15 protein-coding genes and 2 tRNA genes are annotated in these 14,977 nt (G+C 64.4%); 4 read left to right on the forward strand and 13 right to left on the reverse strand.

All coding sequences use genetic code 11. The features are described from left to right. Positions 1 to 82 precede the first annotated feature (82 nt). Positions 83 to 1,204, forward strand: coding sequence for a Gfo/Idh/MocA family protein (locus tag ACZLZY_RS02855; RefSeq protein WP_472931913.1), 1,122 nt, complete (start codon positions 83 to 85; stop codon positions 1,202 to 1,204). Between the two features lie 73 nt (positions 1,205 to 1,277). Here the strand turns inward: ACZLZY_RS02855 and ACZLZY_RS02860 are convergent, their stop codons facing one another. From ACZLZY_RS02860 to ACZLZY_RS02890, 7 genes are read right to left on the reverse strand one after another with little or no spacing between them, the layout of a single operon-like run. Next, the gene (locus ACZLZY_RS02860; protein ID WP_472931914.1) at positions 1,278 to 2,354 is read right to left on the reverse strand and encodes an ABC transporter ATP-binding protein; all 1,077 of its coding nucleotides are present in this window, start codon (positions 2,352 to 2,354) and stop codon (positions 1,278 to 1,280) included. Between the two features lie 60 nt (positions 2,355 to 2,414). Continuing rightward, positions 2,415 to 3,365, reverse strand: a complete 951-nt coding sequence (locus tag ACZLZY_RS02865; protein ID WP_472931915.1) for an SIS domain-containing protein — start codon at positions 3,363 to 3,365, stop codon at positions 2,415 to 2,417. Positions 3,366 to 3,387: 22 nt separating this feature from the next. Beyond that, complete coding sequence (locus tag ACZLZY_RS02870; protein WP_472931952.1) at positions 3,388 to 4,230, reverse strand: carbohydrate ABC transporter permease; 843 nt, start codon at positions 4,228 to 4,230, stop codon at positions 3,388 to 3,390. Between the two features lie 35 nt (positions 4,231 to 4,265). Continuing rightward, the gene (locus ACZLZY_RS02875) at positions 4,266 to 5,186 is read right to left on the reverse strand and encodes a carbohydrate ABC transporter permease (RefSeq protein WP_472931916.1); all 921 of its coding nucleotides are present in this window, start codon (positions 5,184 to 5,186) and stop codon (positions 4,266 to 4,268) included. Positions 5,187 to 5,188: 2 nt separating this feature from the next. Continuing rightward, on the reverse strand, positions 5,189 to 6,451 hold the full coding sequence (locus ACZLZY_RS02880) for an extracellular solute-binding protein (RefSeq protein ID WP_472931917.1): 1,263 nt from the start codon (positions 6,449 to 6,451) through the stop codon (positions 5,189 to 5,191). Continuing rightward, complete coding sequence (locus tag ACZLZY_RS02885) at positions 6,448 to 7,425, reverse strand: N-acetylglucosamine kinase (protein WP_472931918.1); 978 nt, start codon at positions 7,423 to 7,425, stop codon at positions 6,448 to 6,450. The genes ACZLZY_RS02880 and ACZLZY_RS02885 overlap by 4 nt, the downstream gene beginning before the upstream one ends. Then, positions 7,425 to 8,225 (reverse strand): DeoR/GlpR family DNA-binding transcription regulator, encoded by an 801-nt coding sequence (locus tag ACZLZY_RS02890; RefSeq protein WP_472931919.1) that lies wholly within the window; start codon positions 8,223 to 8,225, stop codon positions 7,425 to 7,427. Before ACZLZY_RS02890 ends, ACZLZY_RS02885 begins: the two co-directional genes overlap by 1 nt. Before the next feature lie 184 nt (positions 8,226 to 8,409). On the opposite strand from ACZLZY_RS02890, the gene ACZLZY_RS02895 reads away from it, so the two are divergent. Then, positions 8,410 to 9,696 (forward strand): D-tagatose-bisphosphate aldolase, class II, non-catalytic subunit, encoded by a 1,287-nt coding sequence (locus tag ACZLZY_RS02895; RefSeq protein ID WP_472931920.1) that lies wholly within the window; start codon positions 8,410 to 8,412, stop codon positions 9,694 to 9,696. Between the two features lie 234 nt (positions 9,697 to 9,930). Here the strand turns inward: ACZLZY_RS02895 and ACZLZY_RS02900 are convergent. Further along, positions 9,931 to 10,006 (reverse strand) — tRNA-Val (locus ACZLZY_RS02900). A 195-nt stretch (positions 10,007 to 10,201) separates the two neighbouring features. Between ACZLZY_RS02900 and ACZLZY_RS02905 the strand changes: the two genes are divergently transcribed. Continuing rightward, positions 10,202 to 10,278, forward strand: a tRNA-Asp gene (locus tag ACZLZY_RS02905). Positions 10,279 to 10,339: 61 nt separating this feature from the next. On the opposite strand, the gene ACZLZY_RS02910 is transcribed toward ACZLZY_RS02905, so the two are convergent. The 3 genes from ACZLZY_RS02910 to ACZLZY_RS02920 form a co-directional block, all read right to left on the reverse strand. Then, positions 10,340 to 11,611: a site-specific integrase gene (locus ACZLZY_RS02910; RefSeq protein ID WP_472931921.1), complete on the reverse strand. Its 1,272-nt coding sequence runs from the start codon at positions 11,609 to 11,611 to the stop codon at positions 10,340 to 10,342. A gap of 213 nt (positions 11,612 to 11,824) precedes the next feature. After that, positions 11,825 to 12,052, reverse strand: a complete 228-nt coding sequence (locus ACZLZY_RS02915; protein ID WP_472931922.1) for a helix-turn-helix domain-containing protein — start codon at positions 12,050 to 12,052, stop codon at positions 11,825 to 11,827. A 216-nt stretch (positions 12,053 to 12,268) separates the two neighbouring features. Continuing rightward, a complete protein-coding gene (locus tag ACZLZY_RS02920) occupies positions 12,269 to 12,736 on the reverse strand; it encodes a hypothetical protein (RefSeq protein WP_472931923.1) in 468 nt (155 codons plus the stop codon). A 98-nt stretch (positions 12,737 to 12,834) separates the two neighbouring features. Between ACZLZY_RS02920 and ACZLZY_RS02925 the strand changes: the two genes are divergently transcribed. Further along, entirely contained in the window at positions 12,835 to 13,209 is a 375-nt protein-coding gene (locus tag ACZLZY_RS02925) for a MerR family transcriptional regulator (RefSeq protein WP_472931924.1), read from the forward strand. Between the two features lie 195 nt (positions 13,210 to 13,404). On the opposite strand, the gene ACZLZY_RS02930 is transcribed toward ACZLZY_RS02925, so the two are convergent. Together ACZLZY_RS02930 and ACZLZY_RS02935 are read right to left on the reverse strand one after the other, a co-directional pair. Further along, a complete protein-coding gene (locus ACZLZY_RS02930) occupies positions 13,405 to 13,839 on the reverse strand; it encodes a helix-turn-helix domain-containing protein (RefSeq protein WP_472931925.1) in 435 nt (144 codons plus the stop codon). Positions 13,840 to 14,019: 180 nt separating this feature from the next. Beyond that, on the reverse strand, positions 14,020 to 14,337 hold the full coding sequence (locus ACZLZY_RS02935; protein ID WP_472931926.1) for a helix-turn-helix domain-containing protein: 318 nt from the start codon (positions 14,335 to 14,337) through the stop codon (positions 14,020 to 14,022). Between the last annotated feature and the right edge of the window lie 640 nt (positions 14,338 to 14,977).

A 14,977-nucleotide genomic window follows, 5' to 3' on the forward strand; every position in this document is an offset into this window, starting at 1 on the left:
CCGGCCGAAGCCGATCAGCCTTCACCATCATAAGAACTCCCGCGTCGTCACCGTGGCGGCGCGGGAGACCGGAAGGAAGACCATGTCCCGACGTCTGAGGCTCGCAATGATCGGCGGCGGGCAAGGCGCCTTCTTCGGCGCCGCGCACCGGGCCGCCGCCCGGCTGACCGACCGCTTCGAACTCGTCGCCGGCGCCTTCTCGTCCGATCCCGCCCGCGGTGCGGCGAGCGCTGGAGACCTGCATGTCGATCCGGCCCGCAGCTATGGCGATGTCCACGCGCTGGCGGCCGCAGAGGCGGCGCGGCCGGATGGTGCCGAGGTGGTGACGATCGTCACGCCCAACCATTTGCACCACGCCGCCGCCCGTGCCTGCCTGGAAGCGGGGCTGCACGTGATCTGCGACAAGCCGGTGACGACGACGCTGGCCGATGCCTTGGATCTTCAGGAACTGGTGGAGGCGACCGGGCGGCAGTTCGGCGTCACCTATACGAATGCCGGCTACAACCTCGTCCGCGACGCCCGTGCGATGGTGGCGGAGGGCCGTCTCGGCGCGATTCGAATCGTTCGGGTCGAATTCCCGCAGGAATGGCTGGCCGGACCGGTCGAGAGCGCCGGCAACAAGCAAGCGGAATGGCGCACCGATCCGGCGCGCAGCGGTGCCGGGTGCCTCGCCGACATCGGGACGCATGCCTTCCACCTCGCCGAATATGTCTCGGGCCTTCGCTGCGAGGCCTTGTGCGGCGAGGTGCGCAGCGTGGTGCCGGGACGGCGGGTCGACGACCAGGCCGACCTCCTGCTGCGCTTCGAGGGCGGCGCGACCGGCGCGCTCTGGGCGAGCCAGGTTGCGATCGGCCAGAGCGGCGGCTTGAAGCTGCAGGTCTATGGTGACCGCGGCGCGCTGCAGTGGCGGGCCTCGGAGCCGAACAGTCTTATCCTCTCCGAACTCGACGGCAGGACGGAAGTGGTCGAGCGGGCAGGGCGCGGCACGCGGTTCCCCGGGCGGCTGCCGGCGGGCCATCCGGAAGGGTTCCTCGAGGCGCTGAGCCAGCTCTACGAGGACATGGCGGAGAAGATTTTTGCGGCGCAGGAAGGGCGGACGGCCAGGCCCGAAGCGCTGGCCTCGCCGGGAATTGTCGAGGGCGTTCGCGGGTTGAGGATGGTCGAGGCGGCGCTGCGGTCACGGGGCGAGTGGACGTCTCTCTAACGACCGGACCGGTCGGCTCGAGGGCTCCTCGGCTCTGCAGGCTGAGCTTGGTCGGCCATCCCACGACTTTGCGTCAGAGGCGAAGCCCCGTATTGGCGTTGAAGACATGCGCTTCCCCCGGCATCGGCGTGACGAAGGCGGTGTCGCCGGGCGCGTGGCGGGCGCGGCCGTGCACGGCGATCACCGCCGCCTGGCCGGCAAGGCGGCCGTAGAGGTGGGATTCGGCGCCCGTCGGCTCGACGAGATCCACGGTGAAGGGCAGGCCGGTCGCGGCGGTCTCGGCCGAGACGAGGTCGGCGTGTTCCGGCCGGATGCCCAGCATGACTGCCGTGCCGGTGGCCGCGTCTACGCTGCCCTTTAGCGCCAGCCGCGTCTCGCCGATCTGGACGAAGGTCTGGTCCGCGTCGCGCCCGAGAACGCCCGGCAAGAGGTTCATCGCCGGCGAGCCGATGAAGGTCGCGACGAAGAGGTTGGCGGGGCGGTCGTAGACGTCGAGCGGCGCGCCGGTCTGCTCGATCCGGCCGCCGTTCATGATGACAATGCGGTCCGACATCGTCATCGCCTCCATCTGGTCGTGCGTCACGTAGATCGACGTGGTGCCGAGCCGCTTCTGCAGCGACTTGATCTCGACCCGCATCTGCACGCGCAGTTTCGCGTCGAGGTTCGACAGCGGCTCGTCGAACAGGAAGACCTGCGGCTGGCGAACGATCGCCCGGCCCATGGCAACGCGCTGGCGCTGGCCGCCGGAGAGGGCGCGTGGCAGACGGTCGAGATAGGGGCCGAGGCCAAGAAGGTCCGCGGCATCCTCCACCGCCTTGCGGGTCTCGGCCTTGGAGATGTTCCGCAGGCGAAGCGAGAAGCCCATGTTGTCGGCGACGGTGAGGTGCGGGTAGAGCGCGTAATTCTGGAACACCATCGCGATGTCGCGGTCCTTCGGCGCGACGTCGTTGATGACGCGGCTGCCGAGCGAGACGGTGCCCTCGTCAATTTCCTCGAGGCCGGCGATCATCCGCAGAAGGGTGGACTTGCCGCAGCCGGAGGCACCGATCAGCGAGACGAACTCGCCGTCGGCGATCGACAGGCTGACGCCGTGGATCACCTTCTGGAGGCCGTAGGCCTTGCGCACGTCGCGAATTTCAACCGTCGCCATGATGCTCTTCCGCTTGTTGCAGGCGTCCGCCGCGGTGTCGCGGCGGACGAAGGCTCGCCCTCAGGCGAGGACGACGACCTTCGAGAGATGGCGCGGGGCCTCGGTATCGACGCCGCGCATCTCGGCGACGCGCTCCCCGAGAATCTGCATCACCGCAAGGGCCGCCAGTGCCCGGTCCTCGTTGGCCGCCGGAACGTCCAGCGACAGGTCGCCAGGGCCGCCGAAGCCGAGGACGAAGGCGCCCTTCGACTGCACGTCCCGGATCACCCCGGCCTCCTCCTCGGCGGTGTCGCCATTGTAGATCGCGACGACGAAGGTCTTGTCGTCGACGAGGCTGATCGGGCCATGCCGGTATTCCATCGGGTGAAACGACTGCGAGTAGCTGAGGCTCATCTCCTGCAGCTTCAGCGCGCCCTCGGTGGCGAGGCCGTAGAGGAGGCCGGCGCCGAGGTAGACGAAGTGCGAGCGGCCCTGGATGATGCGCGCGATGTCGGCGTCGGCCTTCAGCATCAGCGCCTCGGCGGTCGCCGCGATGCCGGCGTCGATCACGATGCCGGCCATCCGCAGGCCGAGAAGGAGCATGATCGAGGCCGAGGAGGTCATGACGATGCCCTCGTTCGGGTGCGTCGGCGCAAAGACCACGACCTCGGCCGCGCGGGCGATCGAGCTGTCCTTCTCGCAGGTGATGGCGATGGTCCTGATGCCCGCCATCCGGCTGACCTCGACGGCCTGCACCGTCTCGCTGGACTCGCCGCTGCGCGACAGAGCGATGACGGTGAGGTTTTGCCAGGCGGCATAGTTCTGGCGGCGGCGTGCCCATTCTGCGCCTGGCACGGCGATCGCCATGTGGCCGCGGCTGTTGAAGGCGGCAGCGATGCTCATTGCGAGATAATAGGACGTGCCGCAGCCGACGATGACGTTCAGCCCTTCGCCGGGCGCCGGCAAGGCGATGTCGAGAGCGCCGTTCCAAAAAGGGAACTGCTCGCGGATGACGCGTTCGGTGACGTTCATGGGATCGGTCCTTGAGGGGAAGCTATTTGCCGGCACCGGCCATCAGGCCGCTGACGAGGTATCGGTTGAGGAAGAGGACGACGAGCACGGGCGGAATGATCGCCAGGATGCCGGCAGCGTTCATCAGCCCGTAGTCGACGTAGTTGCGGGTGACGAATTCGGGGATCAGCACGGTCAGCGGCTTGGTCGCCAGCGTCGGCGAGAACACCAGCGGCACCATGAACTGGCCCCAGGCGCTGAGGAAGGTGAGGATCGAGGCGGCGATCAGGCCGGGCGCCGCGAGCGGCAGCACGATCCGGATCAGCGTATAGGTGCGGCCCGCGCCGTCGAGCCATGCGGCTTCCTCGAGCGACAGCGGCAGTGACTGGTAGACGCTGCGCATCAACCACAGCGCCAGCGGCAGGAAGGCCGAGACGTAGATCAGCGTGACGCCGAGATAGGTGTCGATCAGCCCGAGCGCGATCATCAGCCGGTAGAGCGGGATCATCACGGTATAGGCGGGGATCGCCAGCGTCGCGACGACGAGGACGAACAGCACGTCGCGGCCGGGAAAACGCAGGCGCACGAAGGCGTAGCCGGCGAAGGCGGCCAGCACGATCGTCACCACGGTCGAGGCGAGCGAGGTGATGAGGCTGTTGAGGAAGGCCGCCGATACCTGCGGCCAGATCGACTGCGTCTCGTTGCCTTGCGAGGTGCTCGTCGCCCCGAACAGCTTGGCATAGTGCTCGAAGGTGACGTTCGGCGGCCAGAAATGCGGGGTCCGCGAGACGAGGTCGGACGGCGTCGACAGGCTGGTCACCAGGGCCCAGTAGATCGGGCCGAGCGACCAGAACAGCAGCACGAGGACGGCGGCGGCGATGCCGATCTTGCCGGCGAGTTGGGAGAGGCTGCGCTGGGTCATCATTCGTACCGCGTCTCGCGGTAGACCCGCAGCACATAGATCAGCGACACCAGCAGCGAGGCGATCATCGCCAGCACCGACAGCGCCATGCCGAGCGAGAATTTGAGGTTCTGGAAGGCCGACATGTAGACCTGGATGATCACCGTCCTCGTATCGAGGCTCGAGCCGGCGAGGATCCAGGCCTCGTCGAAGAGGTTAAAGGCGAACACGGTGGACTGGCTGAGCGCGATCGCGATGCCGCCGGAGATCAGCGGCAGCGTCACCATGCGGAACGCCTTGACGGGGCCGGCGCCATCGAGCTTGGCGGCCTCGTAGAGCTCCTTCGGGATGCTTTGCAGCGCGGCGAGGAGAATGATCGCCGTCAGCGGCAGCATCCGCCAGACGTGGACGAGGGCGATGAGGAAGAGCGCGGTGGTGCGGTCGTTGAACCAGACCTTGTTGGTCTCGATGATCCCGAGCGTCTGCAGCACGGAGTTCAGGAGGCCGTAGCTCGGATTGTAGATCCACAGCCAGACGAGGGCGTTGACCACCGGCGGCAGGCACCAGGGCAGAACGAGGGCGGCGAGCAGCCAGCGCCGTCCGGTCCGGATCCGGTTGAGCAGAAGCGCGGCCCCGAGGCCCCCGACCGCCTGCAAGGCGACGGCGATGACGACATAGACCAGCGTGTTGAACCAAGCCTGGCGGACATTGGCGTCGCCGGCGAGCGCGGTGTAGTTGCCGAGGCCGATGAAGGGCGTCCCCGCCTTCATCGGATCGATGCGGTAAAGGCTGTCGATCACCGTCGAGATCACGGGCAGGAAGACCAGCCCGCCCATGATCGCGATGATGGGGACGACGAAGGCGAGGCCGAGCCAGGCCTCGCCGTTCAGGCGGCGAGGCCGTCGAATTGACGGAGGGGATGTGACGGCCTCGCCGGACATGACTATTCCTGCGCCGTCTTGGCCGCGTCGGCGATCTGCGTGACGGCCTCGGCCACGGTGATCTGGCCCTTGGCCGCCTGGTTCAGGAAGGTGGCGACCGCGCTGGAGAATTCCGGGTACCAGCCGGGCGTGCCCTGTGCGAACAGCGGCTCGACGGTCGCGGCCTGCTGCAGGAGGACGTCGCCGCTGGCGAGCTTGCCGTCGGCGTTCAGCTTTTCGAGGACGCTGGTCCGCGTCGGCAGGTTGCCAAGCTGCAGGTAGCTCTGGGTCTGGTTCTCCGGCTTCAGCAGCCAGGCGATGAAGGCCAGGCCCGCTTCCGGATCGGCAGCAGAGACCGGAATGCCGACGGCACCCGGCAGGCCGAAAGTACGCGACTTGCCGGTGACCGATGGCATCAGCGCGGCCTCGACATGCTCGGAAACCTGCGACTTCGCCTTGTCGGAATAGACAGCGACATTGCCCGCCCAGCCAGCGACGTCGAAGGAGATGCGGCCACTCTTGAAGAGTTCCTGGATCTCGACGTCCTTCAAGCCGGTGGCTGCGGGGTCGATCAGCCCTGCCTTCAGCGCCTCGATCTCGAACTCCATCGCCTTGTAGCCGGCCGAGTCCGGCGCGGTGAACTGCGGCGCGAAGGACGCGTCGAACAGCTCGCCACCAAAAGCCTTGGTCAGGAGGTACCAGGCGGTAGCACTCCCTTCGGTCGCCGAGAGCGGCAGGCCGATCGGGTAATCTGCGATGCCGGCGGCCTTGATCGCCTTGGCAGCGGTCAGCAACTCGTCCGGCGTCTTCGGCGCCTCGGTGATCTTGGCGCGGGTGAGGTGGTCGCGGTTGAGGATCAGGATGCGGAAGTCGTTGTTGTAGGGGACGGCGAGCAGCTTGCCCTCGAACTCGAAGATCTTGGCTGTCGGCAGGTCGGCGAGGAGCGCCGGGTCGACCTTGTCGGCGAGCAGCGAGTACCAGCCGGCCGAGCCGAACTGGCCGACCCAGGACCAGTCGACCTCGGTGACGTTCGCCGGGGCGGTGCCGGCGACCATCGAGGTGACGATCTTGGTGCGGATGTCGTCCCAGCCGAGCGTCTGGGTCTCGAGCGCGACGCCCGTCTCGGCAGTGAAGCGGTCGGTCATGTCCTTCGGCAGCGTCTCCCACGGGGGGAGCAAAGCGGAAATCGCCTTGCCGGTCAGGGGTTTGGCATCCTGACCAAAAGCGGGAAGCGAGAAGACGAGCGGCATGGCGGTCATGGCGGCGAGAAGCGAGCGTCGGTTCATGGCATTTCCCTTTGGCTGCGGTTGCGGAGGAGAAGCGGATGGTCGTCGAGCGCTGTGGCGAGCCGGTCGATCCAGGCCCCGTCGACGGGCCAGCCGGCGCGCTGCGCGGCCCTCAGCAAGGCGCCGCCGATGGGGGGTAGACGCGGCGCAACCGGGGCGGTGCCGAGGCTTTCGGAAATGGTGGCGAGAAAGGTCGGGCTGGCGAAGACGCCGCCGGCGTAGCTCCAGACGAGGGGCGATGCTTCGCCGACCATGCGCCAGGCAGCGCCGGCATGGGCGGCGAGGTGCACGGCGGCGGCCAGGATCAGGCGCTGGGCATCCGGGTCGCCGGTCTCGCAGAGCGCTGCGACGATGCGGGCAAGCGCTGCAAAACCGGCGCGGCGGCTCTCAAGGCCGGCGGCCCAGGAGAGGATCTCCTCCGGGCCGATGTCGAGGTTGTCGACGAGGGCAGCGGCGAAAGGCAAGGCATCGCTGCGGCCGTCGAAGGCGCGGGTGGCAAGGCTCAGCGCCTCGCGTCCGATCCAGAAGCCGCTGCCCTCGTCGCCGAAAGCCTCGCCCCAACCGCCGACGCGAACCTGCCGGGCCTCGGGGCCGCCGGCGCTGGCCCAGGCCATCGAGCCGGTGCCGGCGAGCAGCAGCACGCCACCGGCGCCGGCGAGAGCGCCATCGAAGGCGATGCGCACGTCGTTCTCGACCAGCGCGCCGTCGCCTGCGAGCGCTGCGACGACGCTCTTCTGATGATCGCTCTGGGCGTCGATCTCGCCATAGGACGACAGGCCGAAGACAGCCGCATCGATCTCCAGCGCGGGAGCGCGGGCGGCGACCATCATGTCGCGCAGGCGGATGCCCCAGTCGGGGTCGGCGACGGGGTCTGTCCCGGCGCCGGTCTCGATCCAGACGATCTCGGCGTCGCGGGTGGCGAGCGCCAGCAAGGTCTTGCTGCCGCCGCCGTCGACGCCGAGGATCAGGCCCATCAGCTCGGCTCCCCGTCAGCGACCGCGACGAGCGGAACCGATGCGACCGTGACGGCGCATTGCAGTTCGCGCAGCCGTCCCCGCCAGTCCGGCGAAAGCGCTTCGTCGGCCACGAGGTGGAGCGCGGGGCCGAGCGCGGTGACGAGATAGGTCAGGCGCTGGCCGAACTTCGTCGCATCGACAAGCAGAACGGTCTTGGCGGAACGCGCCATCATTCGCTCGTTCAACCGTGCCTCGCTCTCGTCCAAGCTGTAGAGCCGGCCGTCACCGGCAATGGCGCCGGCGCCGAGGAAGAGCTGGTCGAACCAGAGCCGGTCGATCATCGCCTCGGCCGCCGCGCCGACCATCGAGGCGTTCTCGGCGCGCAGCCGTCCGCCGATCACCGTGACCGACAGGCCGGGGATCTCCATCAGCGTCTGCGCGACGACGAGTCCGTTGGTGAACACCGCGAGCGGCATCGGGTCGAGCCGCAGGCGCCGGGCCAGCTGCAGCACGGTCGTGCCGGCATCGAGGAAGACCGAGCTGTGCGGCTTGATCATCTCGAAGGCAGCGTCGGCGATGGCGCGCTTGGCGGCGAGGTTTTCCTGCTCGCGCAGGGCGAAGGCAACTTCGACGCCGCTGCCGCTGGAAATGCGGGCGCCGCCATGGGTGCGGGCGACGATTCCCTCGGTTTCCAGCGCCAGAAGGTCGCGGCGGATCGTGGCGAGCGAGGCGCCGACGGCATCGGCGATGTCCTGCACCGAGCTGAAGCCGTGCGAATAGAGGTGCTGGCGGATGGCCGTCAGGCGGTCGTCCTTCATCTGGCGGGTCTCCTTCCGCGGTTTCGCCACCGCTGGGGCTGTCATGGCCACTGGCACCGTCAAAAACTGCCAGGCATCATTGATGACCGCGCAAAAGATCATCGTCAATCAGAAAAATGACGAAGCTTGATCGTTTTGATTCGCCGGGCTAGCTTCTCTGATGGACCGCGTCTGGAGGGGGAGAATGGGAATGCTGCAGGAACTGAAGGCGTTGGCCGGACGCGGCGCGGGCGAGACGGGCTGCGGTATCGTCTCCGTTTGCTCGGCGCATGAATGGGTGATCGAGGCGACGCTGCGCCATGCGATCGAAGGCGTAGGGCCTGTCCTCATCGAGGCCACCTGCAACCAGGTGAACCAGTTCGGCGGCTATACCGGCATGACGCCGGCAGATTTCCGCGCTTTCGTCGAAGGCATCGCTGCGTCGGTCGGCTTTCCGCTGGAAAGGCTGATCCTCGGCGGCGACCATCTCGGCCCCAATCCTTGGCGCGACAAGCCGGCAGAGCTCGCGATGCGGCATGCCGAGGCCATGGTCGCTGCCTATGTCGAGGCGGGCTTCGGCAAAATTCATCTGGATGCGAGCATGGGCTGCGCCGGCGAGCCGGAGGCCGTGGGCGACAGCCTGGCCGCCGACCGGGCCGCGCGTCTGGCGGCCGCGGCGGAGGCGGCGACCGCCCGGTCGGGCGTCACGCCGCCGCTCTACATCATCGGCACCGAGGTGCCGACGCCCGGCGGCGCACTGGAAGCCCTCGACCATGTTCTGCCCACCGCGCCCGAAGCAGCCCTCGAGACGCACCGCATCCATGCCGAGGCCTTTGCCGCTGCCGGTCTTTCCGACGCCTTCCACCGCGTCGTCGGTCTGGTGGTGCAACCGGGTGTCGAGTTCGGCGATGCCGACGTCCTGCATTACCGCCGCGAGCGCGCCACCGACCTCAGCGCAGCGCTGACGCAACTCCCAGGCCTCACCTTCGAGGCGCATTCGACCGACTACCAGAGCGAAGCGGAACTGACGGCGCTGGTCGACGACGGGTTTCGGATCCTAAAGGTCGGACCATGGCTGACTTTCGCCCTGCGCGAGGCGCTGTACGGCCTCGACGCCATCGCCTGCGATCTCGGCCTGTCCCGTTCCGGCGAAGGGCTGGGCTCCGCGATGGAGCAGTTGATGCTGGCGGAGCCGGCATATTGGGCGAAGTACTATGGCGGCAGCGCCGAGCTCCAGGGGGTGAAACGCCATTTCAGCTTCAGCGACCGCATTCGCTATTACTGGCCGCGTCCGGAGGCGCAAGCGGCGCTGGCGGCGCTGCTCGGTCGGCTGGAGGGCGTCACCCTTCCGCTGCCCTTGATCAGCCAGCATCTCGGCCGCATCGCCGGGCGTTTCGAAACCCCCGAAGAGCCGGTGACGGCAAAGGCGCTGGTCTTCGCCTCGATCGAGCGCGTCCTCGACATTTATGCGACGGCTGTTCGCGCGAGGTGATGCAGGTCCGCGCGGCATTGATGTCGTGAATCACCCCGTGGCCCGCGGCCACTTCAGAGGTTTTTGCCGTCAGGCCGCGGACAGCGCCAAACGACTTGGGTTCTCTGTTGGGCCTAGCCGGTCAGCTCTCATCGATCGGACGTCGTGAAGAGCTTTGGGACCGGTAGTGGAAGACCAGGATCAGAATCATCGAAGGCGGGGGAGAGGGGAAACCCGCTATCCCCTGCGGGGATATGGTGGGCGATGACAGGCTCGAACTGCCGACATCCTCGGTGTAAACGAGGCGCTCTACCAACTGAGCTAATCGCCCTCTGCGAGGTGCTGCCCGCATAGGCAATTCCCGCCGGGCGCGCAAGCCGGTGCGGACGTTTTCCACACGCACATGGTGCTGTTTTTCTGTTTATTCGGAAGAATTGCGATGATCGCATGTTTCCGTTCGAACGCGCTTGACAGGGAAGGGGGGCTCTCGTAAATCACCGCCATCAGCCGCGACGAGCGGTGGAGCGCGGGTGTAGCTCAGTCGGTTAGAGTGCCGGCCTGTCACGCCGGAGGTCGCGGGTTCGAGCCCCGTCACTCGCGCCAGTTTTTTCCTTTTGTGCACAGGCACTTAGGAGGAAGCTGAATCTCCAGATAGAGAGAAGTTTCAACTTCTTTCCCCTGTAAGTTTCAACTTTACGGGGCCATTTTGCTCTAGGGCAAGCTTCTTCCTCCCGATTTTCCGAGCCTCATCGGCAGAGCGAACTGCAGCCAAGTTCACGGGCATGTAGGTGCGCTGTAAAGTTCGATTGTCGTCAATCGAGTTGCCCATCTTGGCGGCCAACGATTCGACTGAGGCACCACCAGCGTTCGCCTCCACAGCACCAGTTCGACGCATGTCCATTAATCGACGCTTTTCCGACTCGCCAAAGACAGATGCTCTGACGATTCGGAAATCTTCCGACAGCGAGTTCTTCTGGTAGGGGACGCTGATTTGTGGCTTCCCGCCTTTAGCTCCCGGCGCATACCCCTTCGTGCGGAAGATGGGGGCATCGTCGTGCAGGGTATAGGGAAGGCCATCGAGGTACGCCTGAACCATGCGTCGTGTACGCGGAGACAGGATACCAAAGGCAGCTTCTCCCGTCTTGCCGCGGTTGATGGAGAAGCCCCACTCCGTTCCGACGCTTACGGCATTGGCAGGCGTCAGGGTGCGAGCGTCGACCGGAGCGAAGGACGTGTCCCACGAGATAGCGATGATGCACGCTAGGCCTCGGTAGCCGTCCCTCCATGCGGCCTTCACCATGCGGATGACTTCACCCTCTCGCCATACTTCGGTGCGGCCAGCGACAGAGCTCTTGCGAATAGCAAGAGACGGGTCGGCCTTGGATTCGCATAGCTTCATCGCGGCCAAGACGTTGTAGAGCGCCCGCCAAGTCTTCATTGCACGACCAGCTTCACCGACACCGTGAAGCTTCGTCAGCCGAGTGTACCAGCGGTCTAGGTGCTCAAATGTGATGAGCCGCGGAGAGACATCACCGAAGACTGGCTCGATATATTTATAGCCCCGGTCCCAGTCCTCGCGTGTCCGAACGGGCTTTCGCTGCCACTCGTTAAGGTGGCGGAAGCGTTCAAAGCCGTCGCCGACCGAGTTCTTCGGATAGATCTTACGGGACGACGGAGTTTTGCCGCTACGAGCCAGCTGCCAGCGTGCTTCCCATTCCTGCGCGACGGCCCAAGCAGCGGGGCCGTCCGCACCACAGCGCACGTTGTCGAAACCGAGCGCGCGCATCTTCGGCGTAACCAGCCAGTAGCCCCGGCCTTTCCGGACAGCGTAGTGTTTGAGCCGGATGCTACTCAAGTGAGTTGAGCCGGGCTTCGAAGTCGTCCAGGGATCCAGCAGCAGCGTCGTTTGCCGTCGCCAGCCCAGAACGGCGGTCAAGCCATCCGTCGATCGCTCGCAAATCGTAGTGACCGGTCACGGAGCAGGGTAGGGGGAAGCCGGCCTGATAGAGGGCCGTTGCCTTGTCCCTGAAGGAGATTGTCGTGAGATGAAGGCGACGTGCCGCCTTATCCAACGGCACAAGTCGCGGCTCGACAGCAAAGCGGATTTGGTTGGCAACAGGGTGGTTGTCGTTCGCAGAAGCGCGCGCCATCAACCTTCCTCCCCATCAGCCCGTGGCTGCACCCATTCATCGAACTTTCGATGCGGAATAAACTCGGCGCCATGCGCCTCAAGAACAGCGCGAATTTTCCGGAGCGTCACCGGCTTCAACTCGTCACCGCTTTCGAGTTTTGTAATCGTCGCGGTCGAGACGTCAGCCTCGGTGGCGAGTTCTCGCACCGTGAGCTGCGCGATAGTGCGAGCTGTCCTGTAAAGCATCATTCGTTCCCAGCCGGGCATTCGTGGAAGTGGGGCCATGTGATACAAGGTACTAGTAAACTAGCACAAAGTCAAGTTTCAGGCTGGGGATAGCACATAGCAAAACGCCGCCCGGTGGTGACGGACGGCGCTTCGGGCGCAACTCGCCTGGTGAGCGAGGGCCTAGCCACAACGGCACGCAAGCTGGTTAAGCAGGGTGACGAGGGGTGTCTTTGATCAGGCGGCCCTTAGAGCCGGCGCGAGGAAAGTCCGAAGCCGGCGGTCGCTGACATTCAGTACCTCGTACAGATGACGCCCCGCGTCCGACGTGAACCGCGCCATAACGACCGATGCCATCCCGCCTGAAGCGCCTTCGACGCGCTGGCCAATTGCGAAAGCGAAGTTATCGTTCGCCGCTACTGCTGCGTGCTCGGCTTGGATGATGATCGCGGTGTGCATTGGCGTGGCCTCCGTGTTGGCGTTGACCAATAGATGGCACTTCCAGCCGCGATTTTCAACAACCAATCCAGTAAAAGGCCATTTATTTCTTATACTGAGACCCCAGATGGGCGTATGAGATACAATAATACCATCCTTTACTTGAATGGTAAAATTGTAGAACGTCTCTCTATAGGGCTGTTGACAGAGGTAGGCGTGCGCTTGCTGTTCGATCGCGGCGCGAGCAACGCGGAGGCGGACCTGCACTCTGCCAATCCTCGCCATCAATAAGCCTTCCCTAGGAAGGAAACCGCGTCCCCGAACGAATCCGTCGCCGCATAGGCCCACATATCAGGAGCCTCTAGTTGGCCGCGATTAACGATACTCACCCGCACACCATCAGTCAGGTCGCCGCGATGCTCGGCGTCACGCAGCGCACGCTGCGCTTCTATGAAGAGCTTCATTTAATATCGCCCAAGCGCATCTCGAACGGGCGCCGCGTATACAGCGATGCTGACGTGGCCCACCTGAAAAAGATCACGGACCTTGCCCATCTCGGCTTTTCGCTCGTCGAGGTGAAGCAGCTGCTCGGAGCCAAGTCGGAAGATCAATTAGTAGAGGCGCTTCACCGGCGGCACGGCGAGGTCTCTGCGGAGATTAAGCATCTTCAGAAAGTCCTGTGCGACGTTTCGGACGCGATCGCTGCGGCGCATCCAACGTCCCAGGATAAAGCCGCTTGAACAGGCCTCGCGTGGTCTAGACACAAGGGGCAGGCAAGGTCGAGGGCTGTAGGATCAGCTACCAGCGCCTAAGCCAATCCAGTGCAGCGCTGAAGCAGGTGCACGGGGCCGGCGACATTTTGCACGAGGTGTCGCCGGTTCGTGCCTAACTTGCCATGTCAGGCTTATTTTCTGCGGGAGATCACATTATTTGGACTAGGAGCTGGTCGTCTGGGTCGAGCCAGTTGTGTTGCACTGCTCTGCAACCGCATGCACAAGGTCCACGAGGTTTTGTCGTATTCTTCGATCTTTGACCTGGGCGAAGGCTTCGTTCAAGCGCAGGCCGTCTGGCGTCGATAGGAACTGAATGACGGGATCTGCCAAAGGTGGCTCAGCCTTAAGACCTGGCCCCGTCGTGGCATCTTCGACCGCTAAAAGATCTTTGACAGTAAAGCCGAGGTTCACGGCGACCGCATGCAAACGGCCAGCGCTAAGCCGGCTCTTTCCGGTTTCATATCTCTTGACCTGAAGGACGGAGATCCCAAGCAGGGAAGCCAAATCTGACTGGCTCAGATCCAGCGATAGCCGTCGCAGTTTAATCTTGGCGCCGATCTCGGCATCGAGAGGTTGAACGGATTTAGGCCTGCGCATGCGTGTCATGCTCCCGTTAACGAAGCTAGCTACCGATCTAGAGCACCACGATGCGTCCGTAAACTAGGTTCGGACCACCGGTCCCGTATTCGGTCAGCTCCGGTTACGCCGCCAAGGTTTGAATTAGCTCGATTATTTTTCGCTTTATGCGCATGTCCGAAATATCTGCACACGTTTCGTTTAGTCGTTATCCCTCTTCCGTCCTACAAAAGTAACAATTTTACTGTGCGGGCTGTCGGTGGCGCTCTTGGACGCTCCGCTTATCGGATTATGAAACAGATCTGCGAGATCTACCTTGAGAAACTCAGATATCTGGTACAGTTTACTCGCGCTTACGCAATTTGTCCCTTTTTCGTATTTTTGAATCTGTTGGAACGTTACTCCGATTTTTTCGGCAAGCGTTGTTTGGCTTATTCCGAGAGCTTTGCGGCGCTCCCTGATTTCTGCACCAACGCCAGCATCAACGAGCGCGTCGTCTGAACCACCCACCTCGACCATCTCGTAAGCTTTCCCTGCAATTTCCTGGTGCAGCAGTGTACAACTTTGCTGCCTACAAGTCCCGCCGACCGATGTCCGGGCTTCCCCTCCCGCTCAATCGTCTCAACGTGTCTGCACATGCTGAGCACCAAGTGTTCAGCCAAGAGTCTCGCGGCCTCATCATGTGCCGGCGCGTAGCGCTTGTGCGGGGTCTCAGCGATCATTGTGAATGCCTATGCGGAAAGCTCCCGCAAATCCGGCAACAGCGCTGAGCGAGCCTTCTGCTGCGGCCGTGTGTGGTTGCCGTCGAAGCGTAGAATGGGAGTGATGTAGTTCGCGCTGACTCATGAGGCAGGCGCCGTCTGCCCCGCTCGACCGATTGCTAGGCTCACCATGGCGGAGCGCAGAGCCGCCGCTACCCGGCATCTCCCCCGACTACCGGAAGCCCACCGTCTGCACTGGGGACGGGTAGCAAGGGCGATCGATGGCCCGGTGGTCGTCAGGCATAGCTTCTGTGCCTTACGCTTAACCTTCAGCGGTTGTTGACGCATTCTCCGCATGCTGCGTGGGGTTGAAGGAGGGGTATGCCGGTGAAGATGTTCCTCTACGGGTTCGTGTTTCTGCTATTTGGCGGGGGCGTAGTCGGCATACTCTTTAAGGG

Source organism: Mesocryomonas lacus (assembly GCF_055730135.2).